Source organism: Undibacterium sp. CCC3.4 (genome assembly GCF_034347425.1).
Taxonomy (GTDB): Bacteria; Pseudomonadota; Gammaproteobacteria; order Burkholderiales; family Burkholderiaceae_D; genus Undibacterium.
Window position 1 is genome coordinate 1,610,790 of sequence record NZ_CP133779.1, and the last position, 22,702, is coordinate 1,633,491.

Here is a 22,702-nt window from a genome sequence, read left to right on the forward strand (position 1 = left end):
GCGCTGGCCCGACGCAGTGCTTTATTCGCCGTTTTTAGCCACGGCGCGCTGATAAGCCGGACGTGCTTCGATCATGTCGACGAAGCGGCTCAGGTTAGGAAACGCCTCGCGCCCGCCATTGCGCACCCCGAGTTGCGCCACAAATGATAACTGCACGTCGGCACCGCTGAGTTCTTGGCCGACGAAGAAGTCGCGCCCGTTCAGTTCGGCATCGAGATAACCGAGGTGATTGGCGATTTCGCTGTGGATGCGCGGATGCAGCGGTGCGCCGGCTGCGCCGAGACGACCTACATACAATTTCAATAATAAAGGCAGCATGGCCGAGCCTTCGGCATAGTGCATGAATTGCACATAGCGATAGTAATCCGGTGTGCCGGCCGCGGGGACGAAGCGCCCTTGGCCGTATTGCGTGATCAAGTAGTCGAGAATCGCACCCGACTCGATCAGTACCATGTCTTGATCGCGTAATACCGGCGCTTTGCCGAGTGGATGGATCAGTTTCAGTTCTGGCGGTGCCAAGCGCGTGCTCGGGTCGCGGTCATAACTGATTACTGTGTAATCGAGCCCCAATTCTTCTAACATCCAAGTGATACGGCGTGAACGCGATTCTTTGAGGTGGTGGACTTCTATCATGGCAGACCCGTGAATGTGATGGTTGGAGCCTCATTATGCCTAAATTCGCACAAGCGTGCTGTTTCGCCCGAAAGCGCTTCGATTCCTCACCTCGTCATGTTCGTGTAAGTTCCTACGGTGATGATCAAGCCTGCAGACGGGGGCGCTGGGCACGATGCTGAGAGACTGTCGTTGGCATGACAGTTTCTTAGGCTGCCAAGTACTACCATCACGGCAGATGGAGACTCTGATACAAAAAAAATAGAAAGTGTGGATGACATGACAGTACAGGATGTATACCGACAAAAATTGACTTCCGCCGAACAGGCTTTGGATTTGCTGCGCGATGGTGATTACATCGTCGTGCCAACCGGCGTCGGTGAGCCGCCGAGCTTGTTGAATGCCTTGTCGGCCCAGCGCCGGCGCTTTCATGGCGTGACGGTGGCGCAGATTCTGGCAGTTCGCAAATACGGCTATTTCGACCCGGAAACGACGCAGCATGTGCGGCATCTGTCGTATTTTTTCGGGGCTGCCTCGCGCGCCGGTGGGCAGTCGGGCCAAATCGATTTCGCCCCCAGTTATTTTTCCGAAATGCCGATGCTGTTCGAGCGCGGTTTGTTCCGTTCGGATGTGGTGTTTACCATGGCTTCGCCGATGGATGAACACGGTTATTTCTCGCTCAGCCTGGCTACCGATTACACCATGGCAGCGATCGCCAAGGCGCGTGCGGTGGTGATTGAAGTGAATCCGAATGTGCCGTTTGCGCACGGTAATTGCCACTTACATATTTCTCAGGTCACCGCGCTGGTGGAAAATGATGAAGCCGTGACCGAAGTCGGTTTGCCGAAGATCGGACCGGTGCAGCAAGCGATAGGCAAATATGTCGCCGATATGATAGACGATGGCTCGACCCTGCAAATCGGTTACGGCGGTATTCCCGATGCCGTCGTCACCCAGCTGGTGCATAAACACGATCTCGGCATTCATACCGAAATGATCGGTGACGGTATTTTGACCTTGTTTGAAAGCGGTGCCGTCACCAATCGGAAGAAAAATTATTTGCCGGGAAAAATGATCGCCACGTTTGCGCTCGGTTCGAAAAAACTGTATCAATTTTTGCACCGTAATCCGGCAATAGAAATGCATCCGGTCGATTACACCAATGATCCGTATCTGGCGGCAAAAAACGATAATCTGGTCGGTATCAATGCGACTTTGCAGATCGATTTGCTCGGCCAATGCGGTTCCGAAAGTCTCGGACATTTGCCGTATTCCGGCACCGGTGGGCAGGTCGATTTCGTCCGCGCCGCGAACCGTTCGCGTGGTGGTAAGGCTTTCATCGTCTTGCCAGCCACTGCCAAAGACAACAGCATCACACGCATCGTGCCGACGCTGACGGCTGGCACCCATGTCACGACCGGTAAAAACGACATCAATTACGTCGTCACCGAATTCGGTGTAGCGCAATTGCGTGGCAAATCGGCCAAGCAGCGGGCGGCCGAAATGATCGGCATTGCCCATCCTGACTTCCGCGCCGAATTGCGGCGCGAAGCGCAACGGCTGCATTTGCTTGACTGAGGCGGCAGGATAACAACAGGAAAAATTATAAAACGTGCAATAATATCGAACTTCAACACTTCGTTACCAAAGCCGATGAAATCATTTTTCCTGCTGGTCTTGTTGTTGTCCGGCGTCGCGCATGCCGACACACCCGTATTCAAATGTACTGTTAACGGCAGCGTGGTGTGGTCTGACAGCCCGTGCGCCGGCAATGGCAAGGTGGTAAAGGTGAAGAATCTACCTGCAACGCCGCGCAAGCCGGGTGCGACGCCGAGTGTGCCGGCGCGCTGATCAGCGCCATGCCATATACACATCGGTGAGCAATCGGTCGATGCCGTATCGCGTGGCTGATGGAGATATTTTCTTACAGACGTAAAAAAGCCCACCATAGGGTGGGCGATCCATTCATTACGTCGACTCGTGGGCAACCCATGCTATCTGCTTGGTGTCGCCGACTGGTGCCGGCCCGTGCTATCTGCGCGGTGCTGGCGGTGAGTCGTCTGTTCCTGTCAATGTCAGCGTAAGCGCTTGACAGAGTTAAAACGAATGAGAACCTTCACAATACCCATTCCGCTACGGTCTGTGCACCGTCAGGCGGGCGCGGACTGGGGGGAAGGGCAGCACGAATTGCTTCAAACATCGACTACGCCATTTCCCGGTTTCCCATGCTATCTGCGTGGTGTCACCGGCCGGTGAGAATCGATGGTGCATCAGTATGCCGCGTGAGCGCGTAGTACCGACTTGTGAAGGGGGCGTCACCGATGGAATTTGTATACCGTGTTGCCCATGCTATCTGCATAGTGCAAGCAGGCTTGATTGCTCAAACAAAAACCATCATGGCGACAATGGCTAGTTGATCTATGCCAATGCCCTGGGGCCTTGGCATCAACAATTACGCCAGAACTTGAATGTTTGCAGCTTTGTCGCCTTTAGGACCAGAAGTGCGTTCGAAAGAAACGCGCTGGTTTTCGCTCAAGCTTTTGAAGCCGCTCGATTGTATGTCTTGAAAGTGGGCGAACAAGTCAGCGCCACCTGCATCTGGAGCGATAAAGCCGAAGCCTTTAGCATCGTTGAACCATTTGACGATTCCTGTTTGTGTGCTCATAGTAAATTCCTTTAAGTAAAAAGCGGTATCGCATAAGCAAAATTGCTCAGCATGCGATCTGGGCACTTGAAACCAAGGAATGAAACCGGAGGAGAAAAAACAGAACAGCCAGAGGATACAGCCATGCGGAATTGGGACCAACAATATAACGACTTGATGCAAGTACAAAACGCAATATACATGAAAAGTCAATCGTGGCCAAGTATTATTTTTATTTTGTGTGCAAAGTTCTTGCGAAAACTCATTTGCTACAGCGAACAACTTAATGGATCGTCGCTTGCGACGATCCATTAAGTTGTTTGAATTTTCCGCGTCCGGCCGTGGCCGACGGGACTTCGGCCAGCCGGCCGGCACAATTGCGCGGCCTCTCGCCGGATCAAACGCTGGTGTTGGTTAATGGCAAACGCTGGCACAGCTCGGCCGTCGTCAATGTCAACGGTACGGTGGGGCGCGGTTCGTCTGCACCCGATCTCAATACCATTCCTTTAGCCGCGATTGAACGCGTCGAAGTGCTGCGCGATGGTGCTTCGGCCCAGTATGGTTCGGATGCGATTGCCGGCGTCATCAATATCATTTTGAAAAAAGGTGCCAGTGGCGGCGTGATCGAAGCCGGGGTGGGCCAGACCAGTCGTGGTGATGGCAGTGCCGGCAATTTGTCCGCCAACTTCGGTGTGCCGCTCGGTGAGCAAGGCTGCTTGCGTGTGACGGCCGAACAGAAAACCCAAGGTGCCACGAACCGTGCCGGCCCGGATTTACGCAATCCGCTTGAGCCGCGTTATGGTCAAATCACGCAACTTCAGGGCGACCCGCGTTTGCAGCAGAGTAATCTGGCACTCAATGCGGCACTGCCGCTCAACGCCGACGTCGAACTCTATGCCTTACTCAGCCTTAGTCAGCGAGATACCGATGCACCAGCTACCTGGCGCACCGCCTACACCAGCGGCACGACTTTGCGCAGTCCTTTGTATCCACAGGGTTTTTTACCGAATGAAGCGGCCACGAATAAAGATATCTCTGGCGTGTTTGGCATCAAAGGACGCGCCGCCGAATGGCGTTGGGATACCAGCCTCAATTACGGCAGCAATGAGTTCAGTCTCGACGTCAACCACAGCGCTAATCTGAGTCTCGGTACTGCCAGTCCGACCAGTTTTTATATCGGAAAATTGAAAAATACCCAAACCTTGGCAAATTTCGATGCCGCGCGTGAAATCGACGTGGCTTTGCTCGAACAGCCATTGACGCTGGCGCTTGGTGGCGAATTACGCCAAGATCAATATCAGATCAGTGCCGGTGAGAAAAATTCTTATGTCGGCAGCGGTGCCCAAGGTTTTGCTGGTTTCCAGTCATCGAATGCCGGTAGTTTCAGCCGCCACAGCGTAGCGATTTATGCCGACGTCGAGGCTGAACTGACTCGCCGTTTGCGTGCAACGGTGGCTTTGCGCCATGAGAATTTCAGTGATTTCGGCAGTGTCGCAGCCGCTAAAGTATCGGGCCGTTTCGAGCTCACCCCTGAGCTGGCGCTGCGTGCCGCGGCCTCGAACGGTTTCCGTGCCCCTTCGCTGGCGCAACAGAATTACACGATTTCGACCAGTAACCTCATTACCATCAATGGCAGTTCGCAATTGGTCGATACCGGTACTTTCGGGGTAGCAACGGCGGCCGCCAAGGCACTCGGTGCCAAGCCACTGCAAGCGGAAAAATCGCGTAACCTCAGTCTGGGTGCGGTCTGGCAGCCGGCCAAGAATGTGTCTTTGAGCATCGATGCGTATCAAATCGAAATCGATAACCGGATTCTGTATTCTGGCAATTTGGTATTACCGACGAATTTACAAAGTGTCTTGGCGGCACAAGGCGTTCCGGTTGCTGCCGCCCGTTACTTTACCAACGCCCTCGATACCCGCAATCGCGGTGTCGATGTAGTCGGTACTTGGGCCTTGGCTTTGTCTGGTGCCGATAAATTGGCATTTACCTTGGGCTATAACCGCAATAATACGGCCGTAACGCGGGTGGCTGACAATCCGGCAGTGCTGACGCAAAACAATTTGATTCTGGTCGACCGGCAGAGCATCTTGCGGGCCACCGTTTCTGCACCGAAAGACAAGCTCAGCTTGGCGGCCGATTACAGCGTCGCACAGTGGCTCGCGCATGCGCAAGCCAGCCGTTATGGCAGTTTCGCGTCGCCACAAAATAATGCGGCCTTGGACCAAACCTACGGTGCCAATGTGGTGCTTGATGCGGCGCTCAGTTACCGGCTTGGTCATTGGACCTTGACCGGCGGGATAGATAATTTGACCAATCAATATCCGGATCAAGTGACTTCGGCCGGCAATCTCAACAGTGGCGGCACCTTGGCTTACAGTACCTTCTCGCCTTACGGCTTCAATGGTCGCTATTACTACGCCAAGGCGGCTTACGCCTGGTGAGTGTGACTGGAGCGCGGCGCTACCCCTGCGCGGCGCATTTCCCTGGGTTCAGGCGCTCAGTGGGTAACGCCGTATCAGCGCAAAATCGGCACCCGGCTGGTGTTCCGCAAACAGGGCGATATCCTTGATCTGCAGCGGCTCGGCGATAGCGAAGTGCTGCTCGGCTGCCTGATGGATGGCGGCTGCAGCATCGGTATTGTCGAGCGCATCGGTGAGCGTCATGTGAAAGCGGTATTCTTCTTCGGTATAGGGATAGCCCCAGTGCTGCAGCAGGCGTAATTGCCGGGCACTCAGTTGTTGTTGCTGACGCCGCGCCAGCTCTTCTGGCTTGAGTGGCGCGCGCAGATGATCGAAATCGCGCACGCACTGCATCGCCAAGTGATGCAATTCACCGCCGTCTGCGCTCGGGCGCAATGCCAGAAATGGCCCCAGCCACTCAACTTGCGGTGGCGCGACGGTGATGCTTTTTTGCTGATGGCAAAACGCTTGCAAACTGCGGTCGAGATGCGCTAAGTCGTAACCTTCGGCGAGTCGGAACGGCGCTTTCAAAGTCGCATGAAAACCATAGCGACGCGCATCGCGACTGAGATGATGAAACACCTTAGGATTGACATCGGCGATGCGCAATTGCGCCATGTCGCCCGCCGTTGAGGGATCGCGCCCGAGCCAGTGGCAACCGGCTTGCCACCAAGCGCTGGCGGGATCGGGCGAGAAATACAGGGCGTAACGCATCATGGTGGGAGCAGTATCGGTAGCGCGCGGACTCAGTTACCGACCTGGTCGCTCGGGAAACGCAGTGAATCGCGCAGCAAAAAGCCCATGGGCATATTCAAATTCGATCCTTTTGGCGGAATCGGGCGTATGAACCAGCGGTCGTAAATTTTATAGATTTCACCGTCGTGAATAATGCGCAGCATTTCCGTATCGACAATTTTTTTGAATGCTGTGTCGTCTTTACGCAACATGATCGAATACGGCTCCACCGATAAGGGTTCGCCGATAATCGCAAACGCACTCGGGTCTTTGGCATCGGCACGTAAGCTGTAGAGCAGCACATCATCCATAGGGAAGGCATCGGCTTTGCCGTTTTCAATCATTTTGAATGACTCTTGATCGGTATCGCCCTCGACTAATTTGATGCCCAGGGAATTGATGTCGTTGCGATCGCTGAGCAATTTGACCGTGGTCGTGCTCTTGGTCGTCACGATGGTGCGATTGCGGAATTGGTTCCAGTTTTTGATCTGGCTGTTACTGCGCACCACGGCGCGTACGCTGGAAAAGAAATGTGGAATGGTGAAATCGAAACGTTTGCGGCGGTCGGCATTATTGGTCGTGCTGCCGCATTCGAGATCGATTTTGTCTTCTTGTAAGGCGCTGAAGCGGGTGGTCGAATCGACTGGGAAAAACTGCAGCTTCAGATTCGGTAATTTCAACTCTTTTTTTACCGCATCGGCGATTTTCAAGCACAAATCAACCGAATAGCCGACCACTTGCTTATTGCTGTCTGTGAAGGAGAAGGGCGGGCTTTCTCGCACGCCTATGATCAAGGTCTGGGTTTTGCGAATTTTCGCCACACTGTCAGTGGCAGACCAAGAGAGCAGTGGCAGCAGGCTGAAAAACAGACACAAAATGACACGATGCATAGTGGTTTTCCTATCGAGAAAGCGAGTGGTTGATTGTGGGCCGAGCAGCGTACAGCAGACGAAAAACCGGGGACGAACAGCAAAGACAATCAAGCTACTCAAATTTACCAGCCTCGTGCCGGAACAAAGAATCGAAATTATTTATATTTCCCCCATATTGTATGGCCGCTGTGGCCCTGATAGGTGGTGCAAATCACCAGGAAAGTGAATATGTTTTATTTATTAACAATAAGCCATGTGCCACTGAGTGCGCGTAAAATACAGCCGCAAGCATGCTATTGTCAGGCAGCTTGTTTCCATAGGGTAATTTGTTCATGAATTTACACTCGTTCCCAGAGCGGCTGATACGCAACGCACGCATCGTCACGATCGATCAAGTTGTCAGCGGTAGCGTAGCTTTAAAGCATGGTTATTTCAGCGAAGTCAGTGGCGGTGACCTGACTATGCCGGCCGATGATTGGCAGGGCGACTATCTGTTGCCGGGTATGGTGGAATTACATACCGATAATCTGGAAAAACATTTGATGCCGCGGCCTAAGGTCAATTGGCCGATCTTACCGTCCATCATCGCGCATGATGCCCAGATCGCCGCTGCCGGCATCACCACCGTGCTCGATGCGATTGCCGTCGGCGACTTAGACCCCGAGAGCGTGCGCAGTCAAAGCTTGCAACCGTGCATATCCGGCATAGAACAAGCGCGCGCGGCCGGCTTGTTGCGGGTCGATCATTTCTTACACTTACGTATGGAATTGGCCGAACAGGATTTATTGGCCTTATTTAAGCCCTTATTACACCACCCGCAACTCAAGCTCGTCTCGCTGATGGATCATACGCCCGGTCAGCGCCAATGGACCGATCTCGATCACTACCGCACCTATGTTACCGGTAAGCGCGGCTGGAGCCAGCAAAAAGTCGATCAAATGCTGTCGATTTTATTCGCCCGACAACAGCGTTATGTCGCCGATAACCGCGATGAATTGGTTCATCTGTGTCTGACGCAAAATCCGAGTTTGGTATTGGCCTCGCATGACGATACCACTGGCCAGCATGTGCTCGAAGGGGTGCGCGACGGCGTGCGCATTTCTGAGTTTCCTACCAGTTTGGCCGCAGCCGAATGTGCGCGTGAACATGGCTTGGCCGTGGTCATGGGGGCGCCGAATTGTGTGCGTGGCGGTTCCCACTCGGGCAATGTGTCGGCGGCTGAATTGGCGCGCCATGATTTGCTCGATATTTTGTCCTCTGACTATGTCCCGGCGAGTTTATTGCAGGCGGCCTTTTTATTGCAAGAGCATGGCTACTCCTTGCCGAAAGCGATCGCGACGGTCAGCAGTAATCCGGCCCGCTTGCTCGGTTTGCATGACCGTGGTCAGATCGCTCCCGGCTTGCGTGCTGATTTTTTACGGGTGCGTGTGTGTGAGGGTGTGCCGGTAGTACTGGGCAGCTGGGTGCAAGGCCGGCAAATCTGGTAATTGCGTTTGTCCCATTTGTTTTGCATGCGTGCCAATTAACAACATGCTCGCGCCGCTGTTTTGTTTTGCTATGCCCTTGCCGTACGTGCTCGTCAATGTTCAGGTTGACAATGTTCCTGCTAGTCTCTAATGTTGCTCTGCAGACAAATGGCTGAATAGTCATGGGGAAACCCGGCTGTACTTTTACCGACATCCTTTCGGAGACAAGCATGCTACATCGTATGGTACTGATCAGTACCCTCTTTTCCCTTTCCCAAGCAGTCTACGCCGAACCACCACCGATACGCATAGGTGTGATCGGGCCATTCAGCGCCAAATCTTCGTCTGACATGGGTGAGAGCCTGCGCGGTGGCGCGCGCGTGTTTCTGAGCGACTTGAACCAAATGGGTGGGGTGTTAGGGCGCAAAATCGAATTGATCGAGCGCGATGACGAAGCCAAGCCGGAACTCGGAGTGGCCTTAGCTAAGAAAATGATTGCTGAAGATAAGGTCGTGGCGGTGGTGGGCTTTGCCAATACCGGCGTGGCTCTGCAAGCGGCTAAAGTGTTTCAGGAGGCAAAAATTCCGCTGATCGTCACGGTCGCCACCGGTGCCAAATTGAGCGAGCAATTCATGCCGCCAGCCATCCACGACAGTTATATTTTTCGGCTCGCCGCCAGCGATAAGCTGCAACCGGTGGCGATACTCAGTGATGTGATCGACAAACGCAAGCTCACGCAAATCGCTATTTTGCATGACGACAGCCCTTACGGGCAGTTTGGTAAGGACAGTCTGTTAGCGGAAATGAAAACGCGAAAACTGGCACCGGTCGCCGTCGAAAGTGTCAAGATCGGTGAAACCGATATGCAAAAACAAGTCGCCAGCGCCAAGGCAGCCGGGGCACAGATCATTATTTTATATTGTCTGCCCAATGAAGCGATCGCGATCGCCAACAGCGTCAGCCGAGCGCATCTGAATATTCCGCTGGCCGGTTCTTGGGTCTTGTCGCAACACACGTTTGCCGAACAAGCCGGCGGCAATGCCGAAGGCGTGCGTATGCCGATTACCTTCATCGAAAACGAATCGACCCGCAGCAATGGCTTTGTCTTGTCTTATTTACGCATCAATAAGGTCAAACATATTCCTTCCGCAGTCTCGGCGGCGCAGACCTATGATGCCCTGCGTATCTTGAGTCTGGCCATCATGCAGGCCAACAGCACGGTGCCCTCAGAGATCAAGGCCGCCTTGGAAAACATGAAGTACGAAGCGACTTCGACTATTGTTACGCGCTATAAAAAGCCGTTCTCCAGTAGCGATCACGAAGCCATCACCCAGAACATGTTGTTCATGGGCGAAGTACGGCATGGAAAAGTCTCGTATGCCTACAAAGAAGACGCCAGCAGCAGTTTGATTTCGCGTACGCGCTGAAATCGGCGGCCTTGATCATTTCTCGGTATGCCTGACCACCGTGACGGTGCAACCGGCTTCTGCCACCACCTGCGCCGAGACACTGCCGAGGTAACGGCGTAGTGCCGAATTGCCGCGCGAACCGATGATGATGTGGTCGACATCATTATTGTGCGCGTATTCGATGATGGCCGTGGCCGGATCGGGCGCTTCGAGCACGTGGAAAGTAATTTTATCGGCAATCAGATCGAGCGGGCGCGCCCAATGCTTAAGTTCAACCAATTGTTTGACATGCATGTTTTCGCCTTGTTGTATCAGGCTTTCATCCATGCCCAAACGACTGGTTTTCCGCACCGTCACACAGGCCAAGCGCGCACCGGGTTCGGTTTGCAGCATGCGCCGGGCGATTTGCCGTAAATTTTCCGCCAGCGTCGCCGAGCCATGGGCCAAGTCGAGCGCGGCGACGATGATCGGTGCTTTCGATAATTGTTCCGAAACGCTGTCGGGTACAGCGGCCGGGATATCGCTGATGCGGAAGCGGCGTTTGAAAACCGTCAAAAAACCATCTTGCTGGTGTTTTTCGGCGCGTGCTGTCAGCGTCAGTTGATCTGGGTATTGCAACATGAGGGCCAACTGCGCGGCCGTATCGAAACGCTGCGCCGGATCGACTTCGAGGCAGCGTAAAATAATTTCCTGCAGCCAGCCCGGGATGTTGGCACGGTGCTGGCGCGGTGGAATGGGATCGCGGTAGAGGCGCTTTTTCAAACCACTCACTGAAGTCGGGTGGCCGAACGGGCGCTCGCCGGTGGCTAAATGATAGAGCAACACGCCGAGCGAAAACAAATCGCTGCGCGGTTCATGACGTATCCCCAGCACTTGTTCGGGCGCGATATACGGGCCGGTTCCCAACGGCAGACGAAATTCTTCATCGAGCAAATCGGGCAGGCGATCGTGGCGCGACAAACCGTAATCGATCAGTATGGCCTGGCCATCGCGCAGCATGATATTGCTGGGCTTAATATCGAGATGAATCACATGCTGGCGGTGCAGATCTTGTAAGGCATTGGCGATCTTGATACCGATATTGACCACTTCGGCCAAGGGCAGCGGCGCTTCATCAAAGCGGCTACGCAGTGAATCGCCGGCGATCTGTTCCATCACGATATACGGTTGGGTATCGAAGTCGCCGGCACCGAAATAACGCGGCACATGGCTGCCTTTCAGCTTGGGCATGATCATCTGCTCGACCTCGAAGGCGACAATGGCAGTCGGGTCTTCGCGGCCGAACAGCAGCGGCACTTTCATGATCAAGGGTGGCACGCTCAGTTCAGTACCGGGTTTGCCGAGATGGCGTGCGCGCAGATCAGTGACGCGCCACAGCGCCGCCATGCCGCCGGTGTGTAATTTCTCTTCGAGCCGATAACCATCGAACTCCATGCCGACTTGTAGCCGTGGTGGGCGCATCTCAATGCCCCGTCAGGAGGCGTGTTGCCAGCGCGGCCGGCAAACCGGCGGCGATGATTTTGCGCGCCGCCGTATCATGGTCGTATGGCACCCGGTAGTAAGTGAGTTCCAGACTGTCGGTATCGAAACTGGCATAACAGGCGGCCGGATTGCCATCGCGCGGCTGACCGAGCGAACCCGGAATCACCAGCCAACGACGCTGTTTGCTCAGTGGGATGCTGTTTTCCGGAGTTGGTAAAAATTCGCCGGTCTTGCCGGTTAAGCTGAGGTGATACAGCGTCGGCAGATGCACATGACCGCAGAAGGTAACGCGGGCCTTACAGGCGTGCATGCTGCGCATGGCTTCCATGATGCCATCGATGTACTCCCATTTTTCCGGGGCCCAGGCATTCGCATGTACCAGTAAAAGATCGGGCAATTCTACTCGGTAGGGCAGTTGCCGCAGAAAGCTCAGTTGTTCCGGGCTCAGCTGCGAGCGCGTCCATTCCACCGCTTGGCGCGCCATGTGGTGCATGCCACTGTGATCGTCCTGCAGTACCGCGGCATCGTGATTACCCATCACTGCCCAGCCGCCGGCGGCGACGCGTTCCCTGACAGCGTCCAGCACCCAGGCCGGATCGGCACCATAGCCGACCAGATCACCAAGAAAAGCATAACGCGTGACTTTTTGTTGCTCGGCATGGGCCAGGCAAGCACTGAGCGCTTCTCGGTTGGCATGGAGGTCGGTCATAAGCGCGATGAGCATGGTGTGATTTCTATTGAACTGAGACTGAAATACTACGGGACCAGCCGGGTGGCAGGCATAGCTTGATACTGATGATAGCCGCGCGCGCGCAGTGCACAGGCCGGACATGTGCCGCAGCCATGGCCCCAGTCATGCAACTGACCGCGTTGACCGAGATAGCAGGTGTGGGTATCGGTACGGATCAGATCGACCAAGGCTTTACCACCGAGTGATTCGGCCAGTTGCCAAGTCTGTGACTTGTCTATCCACATCAACGGGGTTTCCAGTTTCATCCGCGTGTTCATGCCCAGATTGAGCGCGACTTGCAAGGCTTTCATGGTGTCATCGCGACAGTCCGGATAGCCGGAAAAATCGGTTTCGCACATGCCGCCGACGAGTACATTGAGGCCGCGACGTACCGCCAAGGTCGCCGCTACCGTCATGAACATCAGATTCCGTCCCGGTACGAAGGTGTTGGGTAAGCCGTTTTCTTGCATTTCAATGGCAATGTCTTCGGTCATCGCCGTTTGCGATAATTGTCCGATCAAAGACAGATCGAGCAGATGATCGGGGCCGAGGCGCTCGGCCCAGTCGGTCGAGAAGGCGCGCATTTGCTCCAGCAAGTGTGGGCGCACGCTCAGTTCTATGGCATGGCGCTGGCCGTAATCGAAGCCCAGGGTTTCGACGTGGGCATAGCGCGCCAAGGCCCAAGCCAAGCAGGTAGTGGAATCTTGGCCGCCGCTGAACAGCACCAGCGCGCGGTCATTGGGAAAAAAAGGGTTCATGTCACAATGTAAAAATAGATGTTTGATTGTAAAAGATGGCAACTTTGCATACAGTGCAAGCCGTTGTTGGTGGTAAGGTTCGTCTAAGATGAATGTTAACGCAAGCCCATGAGTTTTACTAAAAAATTTCTTTCCTCGTCGATACTCTCAGTAGTCGACCAAGGCATGTTAAGTGCCCTCAACTTTGCCATCGGGGCCATGCTGATCCGTTTCGTCAGCAAAGACGTCTATGGTTTATATGGCCAATTGTACGCCGGTGGCTTGCTGGCCGGTTTACTGGTCGATTCCTGGATCGCCGGGCCGCTGACCACCGTCGCCAGTGCGGTGCATGAGCATGCGCGGCGAGTACTGCTGCGACGTTACTGGTACCGACAAATTTTCTGGACCCTGGCGATGGGAGGGCTGGCCTTGCTGGTGGTGGCCTTGCTGCCGCCGGTTACCCATGGTCATGGGCAAGCGTGGTCGCTGGGCTTGGCTTTTGCTCTGTATGTGATCGGTAACGGCTTGCGCGAATACGGTCGCACGGTCGGCTTTATCCAGTCGGATATCCACAGCGTGCTGCGCCAAGACAGCGTGTATGTTGCGGCAGTCATCCTCGGCGGGGTAGTGCTCTTGAGCCGTCAGCAGGTCGATCTGTACAGCGTGTTTCTGCTGCTGGCCGGCGCCTCTTTGCTCTGTGCTTGGTTTGGCCGCGCGCGCCTGTTGGAGCGTACGGCCGCCGATGCCAGCAATATTGCTGCCGCTGACTTGCTAGTCATCGATAGCCATCAGAGTACGATCCGCGGCCATGGCCGCTGGGCCGTGCTCGGCGTGACGGTCGGGTGGTTGTCAAATTACAGCTATGTCTATTTGTCGGGTGCGTGGTTGGGTTTGGCGGCGATCGCCGATCTCAATGCCTCGCGTCTCTTGCTCATGCCGATTCCCTTGGCGGTCGCGGCCTGGTCACGGGTGGCGCGGCCGGAAGCGAGCCGCTTGATGGCCGAGCATAATTGGAGTGCCTTAAAAAAGCTGACCTTGTTTTCCGTGGTCGGCATCGAATTTGTGGTGCTCAGCTACGTCGGCGTATTGTTGTTGACGCTGCCGTGGCTGGAAGCGCATGTGATCGGCAGTAAATACAGCGGCCTTGATCCGCTCATCATGTTGTGGGGGGCGTATTTTGCCGTCAATGCGGTGCGCTGGATCGGCACTTCCTGGCTCATGAGTGGCGGCGCGTTCCGTTCCATGTTTTTGCTCGGTACCATTACGCTCGGCTTGGTGGTGGCGCTGACCTCCTACACCATCCCACATTGGGGACCGGCGGGCGCGGTGTTTGCCTTGATCGCCGTGGAATTGTTTGAAACCGTGGTGGTATGGAAATTTATTTATCCACGTTTACAACTGCCGCAATAAAGCGTTGGCTTAATTGATCGCAAATCAAGTGCAATACCTGTCGCTGTGCCCATAGCGGCGTAAAGGTATGATCGGCACCCTTGAGTATCTCGATATGGATGCCATCGCCGTCGCCGAGTAAGCTGCCATGGCGGCCGAAGTTTTCCGTCATCAGATCGACGCTGCTGTCGCCGGCATCCATGATCATCAAGATCATGCTACCGCGCGCTTCGAGTGCACGTAACTGGTGCGCCGTCCGGCCGAGAAAACGCGGATTGTGGAGGAACTTCGTCAACAGCAACTGGGCTTTGGTATGCAGGCGGCGCACTACGCGCAGGCTCAGTTTGACGACGATCTGACGCCATTGCACTTGCCCGCACAGCAGCCGCTTCCAAGTTTGCGGATCGCGCAGGGCAGCGGCATAAAAATGTGTCGATTTGATGCGCTCGCTGCGGCCCACCGTACGCTGGTAGACCAATTGATTCATCAGTATCAATCCGCGCACGCGTTCATCGCTCAAGCCGGCACGACAGGCGAAATAAGCCCCGGAACATAAGCCGCCCAACACGAAGCTGTTACTGCGAAAAGCCGAGCGCATGAATTCCATGGCATGGCGCATGTCCTCGTCGCCGCTGTCGGCATAGACTTGATTTTCCAGCCCTTCCGGGGTGGCGCGACTGTAGCCGATACCGGCCTTATCGAAGCGTAATACGATGAAGCCGCGCACGGCTAATTGCCGCGCCAATTGCACGTACAAGCGGTGATTGCCGACGCGGTGGTTGGCACCGATATTGGTCAGTATGATGGCTGGAAGCGTGCCTGGCAGTGCAGTACTGGCGTGCCCAGCAGCCCGCGAGACCACTCCGACCAGACCGGCAAACTCAACCAGATCTTCGCCTACCGCGGCACCGCTGGCATCGATGACGGCGCTGCGTCGCAAAGCATGGGGGAGCGTTGCCGCCGTGTGTTGCAGGGTAAATCTGGCGCTTAACCAGTCGCGCAGGTTTTGCCATAATTGAACTGGTACAGCACTTTCGTGGGCGTCGGCCGGCATCATCGCGGCATAGCCGGGACTCTGCTCGAGCGTCAGGTCTACGCCCTGTTCTTGCCAATGGCGTGCCAGTTTCTGCTCGCTACCGGCGAGGTCGTCGCGTCCCAGTATCAGGGTCGGCATACTTGGTGCATCCATCGTCAGCAGCGAGTACGTGCTCAAACGCTGGCGGCTGGCGGCGCACAATAGATAACCGCCGAATTCGTCGGTGCTTTCAGCTTCGTGTTCACGGTCGTGCTGCGCGCTACTGGTGGATTTCAGTATCTGTAACTCGCGACAGTAAGCGCGGCCGCTCACCACCGGCGCTTGCAGTAACAGCGCTGCTGCGCCGATTTCACTGGCCACGCTGGCGGCCAACAGTGCGCCTAGCCGCAGACCGAACAAGGCGATTTGTTCCACTCCCGCCAGGGTGCGCAAGTGCTGTGCGGCGCTGCTTATGTCTGCTTGCCACTGCGCGCTGCGCTCGCCGCTCAGGTCGGCCGAGTCGCCACTGTTGTGATAATCGAAGAACAGTACATCGAAGCCGGCTTGGGCCAATTGTTCGGTCAAGTGTTTGTAGGCGCGATACGCCACCAAGTATTCATGCCCGAACGGCGGACACAGCACCACCCCGCAGGCACGCGTGCCACCGGCGCTGCGGCGCTGGGCCGGATGAAACCAAGCCAATAGTGCCGCCGCCGGGTCGCCGAACCAGCAGGCTTGCGCCCGCGACAGCAGATCTTGGCTAGGATAGAGCTGCGACCGCTTAGCTGAGCTGCTCATAGCGCTTCTGGCAGCATGAAGCTGCCGTCCAGATTCAGCGCGCTGATCGTGAGCTGCGGCGCAGCGCCGGCGCTCGGGCTTGGTCTCGCCGCGGCGCGCAGTCGCAGCGTCTTGTGCTGGCCCGGGGCGAGATGAAAGTAATTGTCATCGGCTAAGTAGCCGGGTGTAGACAGACTCAGCGTTCGTACCGCCAAGTTACTGCGTAAATCGACCCGCAGTGTGCCATCCTCGGCGCGTTGCCAACTGCCGCGCAGACCGAGTTCAGTCTGCGACAGCGCTACCGGCAGCGGTCCGGCTTGGAAATGACAGGCGCTGACCAGCGTGTGCGTGGCATCGGATAACTGCAGGTAGGCGAGCTCATGAGCCGGTGCGCCGAAACGATAGGCGCAGGCGCTGTCGGTGAAATACGGCAGCAACGCGTCGGCGCGGAATTGGCAACTGCTGTGTGCACCCAAGCTGATGTGGCGGCTGCCGCGGGTGATGCATTGTGCGTTCTTTCCGAACAGGCTTAATTCCAGTAAGCCCAGAAAGGCGCTGGCGCCGTCATTGACCACATGTAAGGCCAGTCCATTCAAACCTTCATCGGTAAAAAATGCGCACAGTGGTGCCATCGCCCGTTTCAGATAATAATACGCTGCCTTGGGATGACCGTCGACATCGAGTACGCCCCAGCCGGCACCGGCGCGCAGATCGCGCCAAAACCAGACCAAGGCACCGTGACAGAGTGAGCCGTGGCGGCGCCATTCTTGCAAGGTCGTGGCCATCATGCTGCCGCTGGCGCTGCGTCCCAGCGCCAGATAGCGCTTGGTATCGGCGGCGCGTAAGGCGCGCGCATCGACGCGGTACAATTGTTCCACGTAATGGTCGCGCACATCGTCAAAATCCCAGTCGCAGCCATGATCGCGCGGCACCCCGGCATGCCAGTCCGGACCGGCATCGGGCTGCAGCGCATAGCGCTGCAGTAGGTCGGTTTCGGGGATATTCGCAAAGCCCAGGCATTCGCTGGTAAAGCGCGGTGCACTGCGGCGCGCATCGTCGGGCCCACGCAGATAAGCGCCGACACCGAAATAATGACTGACACCGGCATCGATTTGGAACGGCAGCACGCCACCCGACGGGCTCGATGGCCAGTACAGTACGTCGGGCCGCAGTGCTTGGCATAACTGCGGCAAAGTGTCGCCAAAAAAACTGTTACGCCAGATAGCTGCCGGCATGCCGAGCATGGCGGCCTGCTGTTCCACTTCACTGTTGCCGCATAAAATAGCGATGCAAGGGTGCAGTTGTACTTGCTGTAAAAATTGCTGCGCTTCGTGCTGTACCGTCGCCGCAAAATCGGCATCGGCGACCGGGTAATCCATATTGGCAAACATAAAATCCTGCCAGACCAAGATGCCGAGTTCATCGCACAAACGATAGAAGGCCGGATTTTCATACAACATGGTGCCGACCACGCGCAGCATATTCATGCCAGCTTGACGCGCCAACAGCAGCATGCTTGTTTGCTGCTCCGGTGTGGCATGCAGCGAAACGATGTCGGCCGGGGTCCAGCACACGCCACGGCAAAATACCGCTACGCCGTTGACGTGGACATGGAAATCATCCTCAGTTTGTTTGACCTCAATCTGGCGAAAACCGAGCGCATCGAGCGCAAACACATGGTTCTGCCCGGCGCTGTCGATGAGCTCTAATCGTGCCGGATACAGTGGCGCCTCGCCATGCGTATGCGGCCACCAGAGTGCTACCTCGGGCAGTGTCAAACTGCCGCTGGCGCTGTAGCTGCCAGGCTCGTCGCTTCGTAGCCTTAATTCGCTGACGGCAGTGCCGACATGCAGCCGCACTTGTTGCGGTGCTACTGTGCCGCTGAACCTGACTGCCGCTTGCACACAGACCTTGGTTCCATCGATCCGGCTGTGTAGCGTCCGACTTTCCAGCGTGTAGGGTTGTGCCAATTCCCACGCCAAGCCGCGATAAGGTCCGACTGCTGCCCCACGCGCCGACCAGCCCGGCATGCGGCCGAGTAAGCTGGTGCGCAGCCAGCGCAGTTGTTGTTGCGCGACCAAGCGAGTTTTCCAGCGTGGTCGCGGCCGCCGTTGTGCCAGCAGCGTGTTAAGCGCCAGGAAACGCAGACTCAGTATGCCCTGCGTGGGCAGCGTGCTGTCGGCCAGTGCATGGCGCGTCGCTATGAACATGTTTTCACTGCGCAGCAGCAGGGTATCATTCCAAAATACTTCGGCCACGCCAGCCAAGCCGGCGCACAGCAGGTGGCTGGCGTCAGCCGGTAAGCTTTGCCGGCTGTGAAACCAGATGTCGAGCGCATCGAAGTCGATGGTATCAGGTGCTTCGTTGCCGGCCGCGCGCAACACCGAAGCGGCGGTGGCCGGCAGGGTTGCGGGTAGCGCGGGTAAGGCAGCGGCCATCAGTGCCGATGGCAGGCTGAAGGAGTCTGCTGCCACCATGCTCATGTGCCAGCCGGTATGCAGCCAGTGCGGCGGGCGGTTCGCTGCGCTCAGCATGCCGTCTCTGCCAAGGCGCGCTCGAGCGCCGTCATGGTGTGCTGCCACTGCTGGGTCAATTGCGCCGTCAACGGTAACAGATCAACCGCGCGTTTGCTCACCACGGCGCGAGCGGTTTTCATCAGCAGTATGCGGCAGGTTTCCGACATCGCCGCACAGCCCTGTGCCGCGTTGTTGAAGTCACCGATCCCGTTTCGCTGCAGCCAATCCAAATATTGCCCACCGAGGCTATAGCCGGCACCGAGCTGACGTAAATTCGCAAAGGCATAGGCATGAAACGCCGCCAAACCTTCGTGCTGCAGTTGTTCCAAGCGCGTGATCAAGGCGGTTTCAAATTGCGGCATCGGGTTGTGCTGCGGCCGCCGTGCGGCATGCTGATGCAGCAGTTGCGCAGACACTGCGGCCAGGCTGCTTTCATCGCGCTGCAACAGTCGGTCGAATTTGACGAATTCAGCGAAGAATGGCATGTAGCTTGGGTCTGCGGCGACATCGAGGCGAAACATGCGGGTGAAATCTTCCCCCGCCAAACGATGATAAGCGCGGTTGTGAAAATACCCGAGCTGCCGTGTTATAGCATCGATTTTCACCATCGCGATGGTGGTCTTGACATGGTTTTGTTGGTAATCAGTGCCGCTGGTATCGGGTAAATGAAAGGCATCGACTTCGCACAAGACTACGCGCCCACGCGCCAGTTGTAGTGTGGCGTTTTCCAGCAAACTGCGCCAGACATGGAGTTCCTGTACATCGACGCCGTACAGGGTAAATAAGTCTGCATGCGCCGGTTTAAAAAAGGTCCAGTGATCGCCTTCGAAATCATTCGCAAACACCACCGGCAGGCAGGCCAGAGGATTGAGTCCGCGGCTATGCAGCAGCTCTATCCAGACATCGATGTAGCAATTCGTTTCTGGCCACACCGCATCGGCCGCATGCAAAGCATGCGACACCCAAGCGGCGTCGGCTGGCATGCTCGCGCTCATCATAAACCCAAGCGCGTGCGGCACTCAGCCGGCCACTCTGCCGGCACCATGCCATGGGTGCGGAACAAAGCCATGACGATGCGTTCGAGGCCGAAACCGAGGCAGGCAGTATGGGCTACGGCACCATCGTCAGTGTGGATGTCGAAGATCTTACCGAAATGGTCTTGGTGATAATTGAACGAGCATAGCGCGGTTGGTCGTGCGGCGGAAATGACCGGCACTACCACCTCGAATTTCAATTCTTGTTCGCGCTGATTGGCCGCTAACATGCGTCCACCACGGCCGAAAAACGGATCCGATGCGACTTCCGAGTGAGCTGGTAAACCGAGTTCCTGCAACATCGTCAAGCCGCGTTGCAACCACAGGTCACGCCACGCCAGTACCAAATCAGGCGCGCCGACGCGGACGAACTCACGCACGCGAAACGATTGCATGCGCGTCGGTTCATCTGAAGGTTCATTGCGAAACACCCAGTTCTGCATATCGACCAGCTTGCCACCGGCCGGCAGGGTGCCGCTGAAACTAGGATACACCGGATAGCAGGCCGCCGGCGTCAAACACACCGCAGTCATGGTTTGCAAATGGGTCCACGGACGTCCCTCATGCACGTTTTCCATCAATTCCTGATGTTGTGCCGCATTGCCGCTGAAACTGAAAATCGTCCCGGCCAATTGTGGAAACGAATCGAGATATTCACTGCGCTCGAGTACTTTACGATCCAGGCAGGGAGGGAATGACAAGCGGGTGGCCTGATCAGCCGCCGCGCGCTGCGAAACAAACTCATCAAAGCCGCGCAAGACTTGTTCAAATACCGGCCCGCGCCCGAAAATACCGGGTACGCCGACCGGAATGATATGACCGGCGCGGATCAAATCGTCGTTCAGCAGTTCAGGAGAGAAATCGATGGACATGGCGGAATATTCCCAGAGTGAGAGGGCGGTACTTAGTCGTCTTTAAGTACTAACAACAGATTGGCATTGGTCGCAAGCATACGGTCGTTACCGACCATCAGCGCCGCCGACAAGCTGTCGCGCAGATGGCGGCTCATCGAATACGGCTGGTCATTACGGTAGGCTTGGATGCCGCAAATTTGCAGCGCTTTCATGACCAACTGCGGCAAGGCTTCGCTGGCGGCGATTTTAAGATTATTTATTTTGACTGAGTACGATAGCGACGACAGCACCCCGTCGGCCGTTTGCTCGGCCTGGCTCAAGAGCTGATATTCGTGCAGACAGGCGGCCACGGCACTGCGTAAACTTTGCTGCATGCTGACCAGTTCGGCCAAGCGCAGCGCAGTTGGCGGCACCGTACCCGGTGCCCGGCGCGCCTGCTGTCGTACAAAGGCGCGCGCCTTGTTGACGGCCGCCGCGGCGCAGCCGGTCCAACAACCGCCCCACAACAGATGCGAGACCGGGACCACGGTTTGCGCCGCCATGCTGGCGAAGTCGGTGTCGATGATTTGTGCCGCGTGGCCGTGGGCTGCCAAATCAAATGGCGGGCTGCAGGTGCCGCGCATGCCCATGGTGTCCCACACACCGGTGGCGGTGAGCGTGTAATCGGTTTTCTGCAGCAGCACCAGGACCTGATCATTGCCGGCCGCTTGCGGGTTGCGGCGTGCCGTGACCAGCAAGGCATCGGCCTGGGCACCGTAAGAAACCGTGCTGGCGTGTTTGCTCAGTTTAAAGTACTCACCCTCGTGCGCATCGTCAGATTCCAGCGCACACAGACTGTGCCGCATTTCGCCGCCAACCCCGATCTCAGACGTCACCGAAGCGATCAGATATTGATGCCGTACCAATTGCTTCAGATAATCGCGATACCATTCTTGATCGAGCGCGTGCTCTACCAAGGTGATCACTTGAATCTGATGCATTGCAAAAATCATCGCCGTGGCGGCGCAATGGCGTGCCAGTGCATCGCAGATTTCTACCAATTCCGCCAAGCTGGCACCGGCACCACCGTATTCGGTCGGTATATAGGCGCTCAGCAGTTGTTCCTGTTTCAAGGCCATCACGGCTGCCAACGGAAAACGCGCATCGTGGTCAACCGCGTCGGCATCTGGCGCGGCAACTTCTTTGGCGACGCGGTGCGCGGCCAGCAACAGGGCAGAGGTGGCGGCCATCTCAGGCGGTCAATTCTTGCAGCGCTGCGGCGATGGCATTGATACTCTCGAACACGCTGCGCTTGAGCATACGGTCCGGGAATTCGACATTGAAGGCATCTTCCAAGGCTAGCATGACATTGACGCTGGCATGCGAGGTCATACCGGCTTGATACAAGTCGGCTGCGTCATCGAGCTGGTCAGCGGCGACGGCGAATTTTCCGTGTTCAGCGAGCACTTGACGAATTTGTTGTTTGATCATACGAAGACTTTCGGTTTTTTATTAATCACAAAAATAGATAAGGGCTTATCTGCGGCGGCAATGGAGCAGGACGGTGGCACTGGCATACTCGTGTTCATGGCTGAGGCTGACTTGCGCCTCATGCAACTGCATCTGCTGCGCCAAGCTGCGCGCCGCGCCAGTCAGACACAGGACAGGGCTGCCATTATTTTTCTTATGTACGGCAATCGCATGCCACGGCAGCGCATAGTTCGCCGCCACGGCGAGCGCTTTCATGGTGGCTTCTTTCGCGGCGAAGCGGGCGGCCAGACTGGCGCTGCGATGGCTGCCGTCTGCCGTCAGACAGTCGTGCAGTTCGCGTGCAGTGAACAAGCGTTGCAAATAGCGGAGTCCGAAGCGGGCCATCGATTGCTCGATTTCCGGTATCCAAACCAGGTCGGTGCCGAGTCGCGTGGCCGCGCTGCGCGCCGGTCGGCGCGCACGCACAGTGAAATTCGAGAAAGAGGATGGGCCATGCAT

Annotated in this window: 20 protein-coding genes; 6 read left to right on the forward strand and 14 right to left on the reverse strand. The window is 56.4% G+C overall.

What is annotated here, in order from left to right; genetic code table 11:
- Window positions 1–21 precede the first annotated feature (21 nt).
- Window positions 22–633, reverse strand: coding sequence for a glutathione S-transferase (locus RHM61_RS07325; protein WP_322250472.1), 612 nt, complete (start codon window positions 631–633; stop codon window positions 22–24).
- A gap of 258 nt (window positions 634–891) precedes the next feature.
- Between RHM61_RS07325 and RHM61_RS07330 the strand changes: the two genes are divergently transcribed.
- On the forward strand, window positions 892–2,190 hold the full coding sequence (locus tag RHM61_RS07330; protein WP_322250473.1) for an acetyl-CoA hydrolase/transferase family protein: 1,299 nt from the start codon (window positions 892–894) through the stop codon (window positions 2,188–2,190).
- Window positions 2,191–2,265: 75 nt separating this feature from the next.
- On the forward strand, window positions 2,266–2,463 hold the full coding sequence (locus tag RHM61_RS07335) for a DUF4124 domain-containing protein (protein ID WP_322250474.1): 198 nt from the start codon (window positions 2,266–2,268) through the stop codon (window positions 2,461–2,463).
- A 601-nt stretch (window positions 2,464–3,064) separates the two neighbouring features.
- Here RHM61_RS07335 and RHM61_RS07340 read toward each other — a convergent pair.
- Entirely contained in the window at window positions 3,065–3,277 is a 213-nt protein-coding gene (locus RHM61_RS07340; protein WP_322250475.1) for a cold-shock protein, read from the reverse strand.
- A 299-nt stretch (window positions 3,278–3,576) separates the two neighbouring features.
- On the opposite strand from RHM61_RS07340, the gene RHM61_RS07345 reads away from it, so the two are divergent.
- A complete protein-coding gene (locus RHM61_RS07345; protein ID WP_322250476.1) occupies window positions 3,577–5,700 on the forward strand; it encodes a TonB-dependent receptor in 2,124 nt (707 codons plus the stop codon).
- Between the two features lie 48 nt (window positions 5,701–5,748).
- On the opposite strand, the gene RHM61_RS07350 is transcribed toward RHM61_RS07345, so the two are convergent.
- On the reverse strand, window positions 5,749–6,435 hold the full coding sequence (locus RHM61_RS07350; protein WP_322250477.1) for a DUF1045 domain-containing protein: 687 nt from the start codon (window positions 6,433–6,435) through the stop codon (window positions 5,749–5,751).
- A 29-nt stretch (window positions 6,436–6,464) separates the two neighbouring features.
- On the reverse strand, window positions 6,465–7,343 hold the full coding sequence (locus RHM61_RS07355) for an amino acid ABC transporter substrate-binding protein (RefSeq protein WP_322250478.1): 879 nt from the start codon (window positions 7,341–7,343) through the stop codon (window positions 6,465–6,467).
- A 314-nt stretch (window positions 7,344–7,657) separates the two neighbouring features.
- Between RHM61_RS07355 and RHM61_RS07360 the strand changes: the two genes are divergently transcribed.
- Together RHM61_RS07360 and RHM61_RS07365 are read left to right on the forward strand one after the other, a co-directional pair.
- Window positions 7,658–8,812, forward strand: coding sequence for an alpha-D-ribose 1-methylphosphonate 5-triphosphate diphosphatase (locus RHM61_RS07360; RefSeq protein ID WP_322250479.1), 1,155 nt, complete (start codon window positions 7,658–7,660; stop codon window positions 8,810–8,812).
- Between the two features lie 209 nt (window positions 8,813–9,021).
- Window positions 9,022–10,218 (forward strand): ABC transporter substrate-binding protein, encoded by a 1,197-nt coding sequence (locus RHM61_RS07365; RefSeq protein WP_322250480.1) that lies wholly within the window; start codon window positions 9,022–9,024, stop codon window positions 10,216–10,218.
- A 15-nt stretch (window positions 10,219–10,233) separates the two neighbouring features.
- Here RHM61_RS07365 and RHM61_RS07370 read toward each other — a convergent pair whose 3' ends face one another.
- From RHM61_RS07370 to queC, 3 genes are read right to left on the reverse strand one after another with little or no spacing between them, the layout of a single operon-like run.
- The gene (locus RHM61_RS07370; protein ID WP_322250481.1) at window positions 10,234–11,661 is read right to left on the reverse strand and encodes a bifunctional serine/threonine-protein kinase/universal stress protein; all 1,428 of its coding nucleotides are present in this window, start codon (window positions 11,659–11,661) and stop codon (window positions 10,234–10,236) included.
- A gap of 1 nt (window position 11,662) precedes the next feature.
- Window positions 11,663–12,406 (reverse strand): metallophosphoesterase family protein, encoded by a 744-nt coding sequence (locus RHM61_RS07375; protein ID WP_322250482.1) that lies wholly within the window; start codon window positions 12,404–12,406, stop codon window positions 11,663–11,665.
- 32 nt (window positions 12,407–12,438) lie between these two features.
- Complete coding sequence (queC, locus tag RHM61_RS07380; protein ID WP_322250483.1) at window positions 12,439–13,170, reverse strand: 7-cyano-7-deazaguanine synthase QueC; 732 nt, start codon at window positions 13,168–13,170, stop codon at window positions 12,439–12,441.
- A 108-nt stretch (window positions 13,171–13,278) separates the two neighbouring features.
- Between queC and RHM61_RS07385 the strand changes: the two genes are divergently transcribed.
- Window positions 13,279–14,559: a hypothetical protein gene (locus tag RHM61_RS07385; RefSeq protein ID WP_322250484.1), complete on the forward strand. Its 1,281-nt coding sequence runs from the start codon at window positions 13,279–13,281 to the stop codon at window positions 14,557–14,559.
- On the opposite strand, the gene RHM61_RS07390 is transcribed toward RHM61_RS07385, so the two are convergent.
- The 7 genes from RHM61_RS07390 to acpS are packed head-to-tail and all read right to left on the reverse strand — an operon-like array spanning window position 14,528 to window position 22,702.
- Window positions 14,528–16,351 carry a serine aminopeptidase domain-containing protein gene (locus RHM61_RS07390; protein WP_322250485.1) on the reverse strand — a complete coding sequence of 608 codons (1,824 nt, stop codon included), beginning with the start codon at window positions 16,349–16,351 and terminating at the stop codon, window positions 14,528–14,530. The two genes, RHM61_RS07385 and RHM61_RS07390, sit on opposite strands and share 32 nt — an antisense overlap.
- A complete protein-coding gene (locus tag RHM61_RS07395) occupies window positions 16,348–18,864 on the reverse strand; it encodes a glycoside hydrolase family 2 protein (protein ID WP_322250486.1) in 2,517 nt (838 codons plus the stop codon). Before RHM61_RS07395 ends, RHM61_RS07390 begins: the two co-directional genes overlap by 4 nt.
- Window positions 18,858–19,829, reverse strand: coding sequence for a DUF1839 family protein (locus RHM61_RS07400; protein WP_322250487.1), 972 nt, complete (start codon window positions 19,827–19,829; stop codon window positions 18,858–18,860). The genes RHM61_RS07395 and RHM61_RS07400 overlap by 7 nt, the downstream gene beginning before the upstream one ends.
- Before the next feature lie 11 nt (window positions 19,830–19,840).
- Entirely contained in the window at window positions 19,841–20,752 is a 912-nt protein-coding gene (locus RHM61_RS07405; RefSeq protein WP_322250488.1) for an amino acid--[acyl-carrier-protein] ligase, read from the reverse strand.
- A gap of 32 nt (window positions 20,753–20,784) precedes the next feature.
- Window positions 20,785–21,963 carry an acyl-CoA dehydrogenase family protein gene (locus RHM61_RS07410; protein ID WP_322250489.1) on the reverse strand — a complete coding sequence of 393 codons (1,179 nt, stop codon included), beginning with the start codon at window positions 21,961–21,963 and terminating at the stop codon, window positions 20,785–20,787.
- A gap of 1 nt (window position 21,964) precedes the next feature.
- Complete coding sequence (locus RHM61_RS07415; protein WP_416200217.1) at window positions 21,965–22,204, reverse strand: acyl carrier protein; 240 nt, start codon at window positions 22,202–22,204, stop codon at window positions 21,965–21,967.
- Window positions 22,205–22,249: 45 nt separating this feature from the next.
- Window positions 22,250–22,702: a holo-ACP synthase gene (acpS, locus tag RHM61_RS07420; RefSeq protein WP_322250490.1), complete on the reverse strand. Its 453-nt coding sequence runs from the start codon at window positions 22,700–22,702 to the stop codon at window positions 22,250–22,252.

What these genes read in the sequence shown, in the direction of transcription:
- RHM61_RS07325 (WP_322250472.1), bottom strand. Translation starts at nt 633, where the DNA reads ATGATAGAAGTCCACCACCTCAAAGAATCGCGTTCACGCCGTATCACT.
- RHM61_RS07330 (WP_322250473.1), top strand. Translation starts at nt 892, where the DNA reads ATGACAGTACAGGATGTATACCGACAAAAATTGACTTCCGCCGAACAG.
- RHM61_RS07335 (WP_322250474.1), top strand. Translation starts at nt 2,266, where the DNA reads ATGAAATCATTTTTCCTGCTGGTCTTGTTGTTGTCCGGCGTCGCGCAT.
- RHM61_RS07340 (WP_322250475.1), bottom strand. Translation starts at nt 3,277, where the DNA reads ATGAGCACACAAACAGGAATCGTCAAATGGTTCAACGATGCTAAAGGC.
- RHM61_RS07350 (WP_322250477.1), bottom strand. Translation starts at nt 6,435, where the DNA reads ATGATGCGTTACGCCCTGTATTTCTCGCCCGATCCCGCCAGCGCTTGG.
- RHM61_RS07355 (WP_322250478.1), bottom strand. Translation starts at nt 7,343, where the DNA reads ATGCATCGTGTCATTTTGTGTCTGTTTTTCAGCCTGCTGCCACTGCTC.
- RHM61_RS07360 (WP_322250479.1), top strand. Translation starts at nt 7,658, where the DNA reads ATGAATTTACACTCGTTCCCAGAGCGGCTGATACGCAACGCACGCATC.
- RHM61_RS07365 (WP_322250480.1), top strand. Translation starts at nt 9,022, where the DNA reads ATGCTACATCGTATGGTACTGATCAGTACCCTCTTTTCCCTTTCCCAA.
- RHM61_RS07370 (WP_322250481.1), bottom strand. Translation starts at nt 11,661, where the DNA reads ATGCGCCCACCACGGCTACAAGTCGGCATGGAGTTCGATGGTTATCGG.
- RHM61_RS07375 (WP_322250482.1), bottom strand. Translation starts at nt 12,406, where the DNA reads ATGCTCATCGCGCTTATGACCGACCTCCATGCCAACCGAGAAGCGCTC.
- queC (WP_322250483.1), bottom strand. Translation starts at nt 13,170, where the DNA reads ATGAACCCTTTTTTTCCCAATGACCGCGCGCTGGTGCTGTTCAGCGGC.
- RHM61_RS07385 (WP_322250484.1), top strand. Translation starts at nt 13,279, where the DNA reads ATGAGTTTTACTAAAAAATTTCTTTCCTCGTCGATACTCTCAGTAGTC.
- RHM61_RS07390 (WP_322250485.1), bottom strand. Translation starts at nt 16,351, where the DNA reads ATGAGCAGCTCAGCTAAGCGGTCGCAGCTCTATCCTAGCCAAGATCTG.
- RHM61_RS07395 (WP_322250486.1), bottom strand. Translation starts at nt 18,864, where the DNA reads ATGCTGAGCGCAGCGAACCGCCCGCCGCACTGGCTGCATACCGGCTGG.
- RHM61_RS07400 (WP_322250487.1), bottom strand. Translation starts at nt 19,829, where the DNA reads ATGCCAGCCGACGCCGCTTGGGTGTCGCATGCTTTGCATGCGGCCGAT.
- RHM61_RS07405 (WP_322250488.1), bottom strand. Translation starts at nt 20,752, where the DNA reads ATGTCCATCGATTTCTCTCCTGAACTGCTGAACGACGATTTGATCCGC.
- RHM61_RS07410 (WP_322250489.1), bottom strand. Translation starts at nt 21,963, where the DNA reads ATGGCCGCCACCTCTGCCCTGTTGCTGGCCGCGCACCGCGTCGCCAAA.
- RHM61_RS07415 (WP_416200217.1), bottom strand. Translation starts at nt 22,204, where the DNA reads ATGATCAAACAACAAATTCGTCAAGTGCTCGCTGAACACGGAAAATTC.
- acpS (WP_322250490.1), bottom strand. Translation starts at nt 22,702, where the DNA reads ATGCATGGCCCATCCTCTTTCTCGAATTTCACTGTGCGTGCGCGCCGA.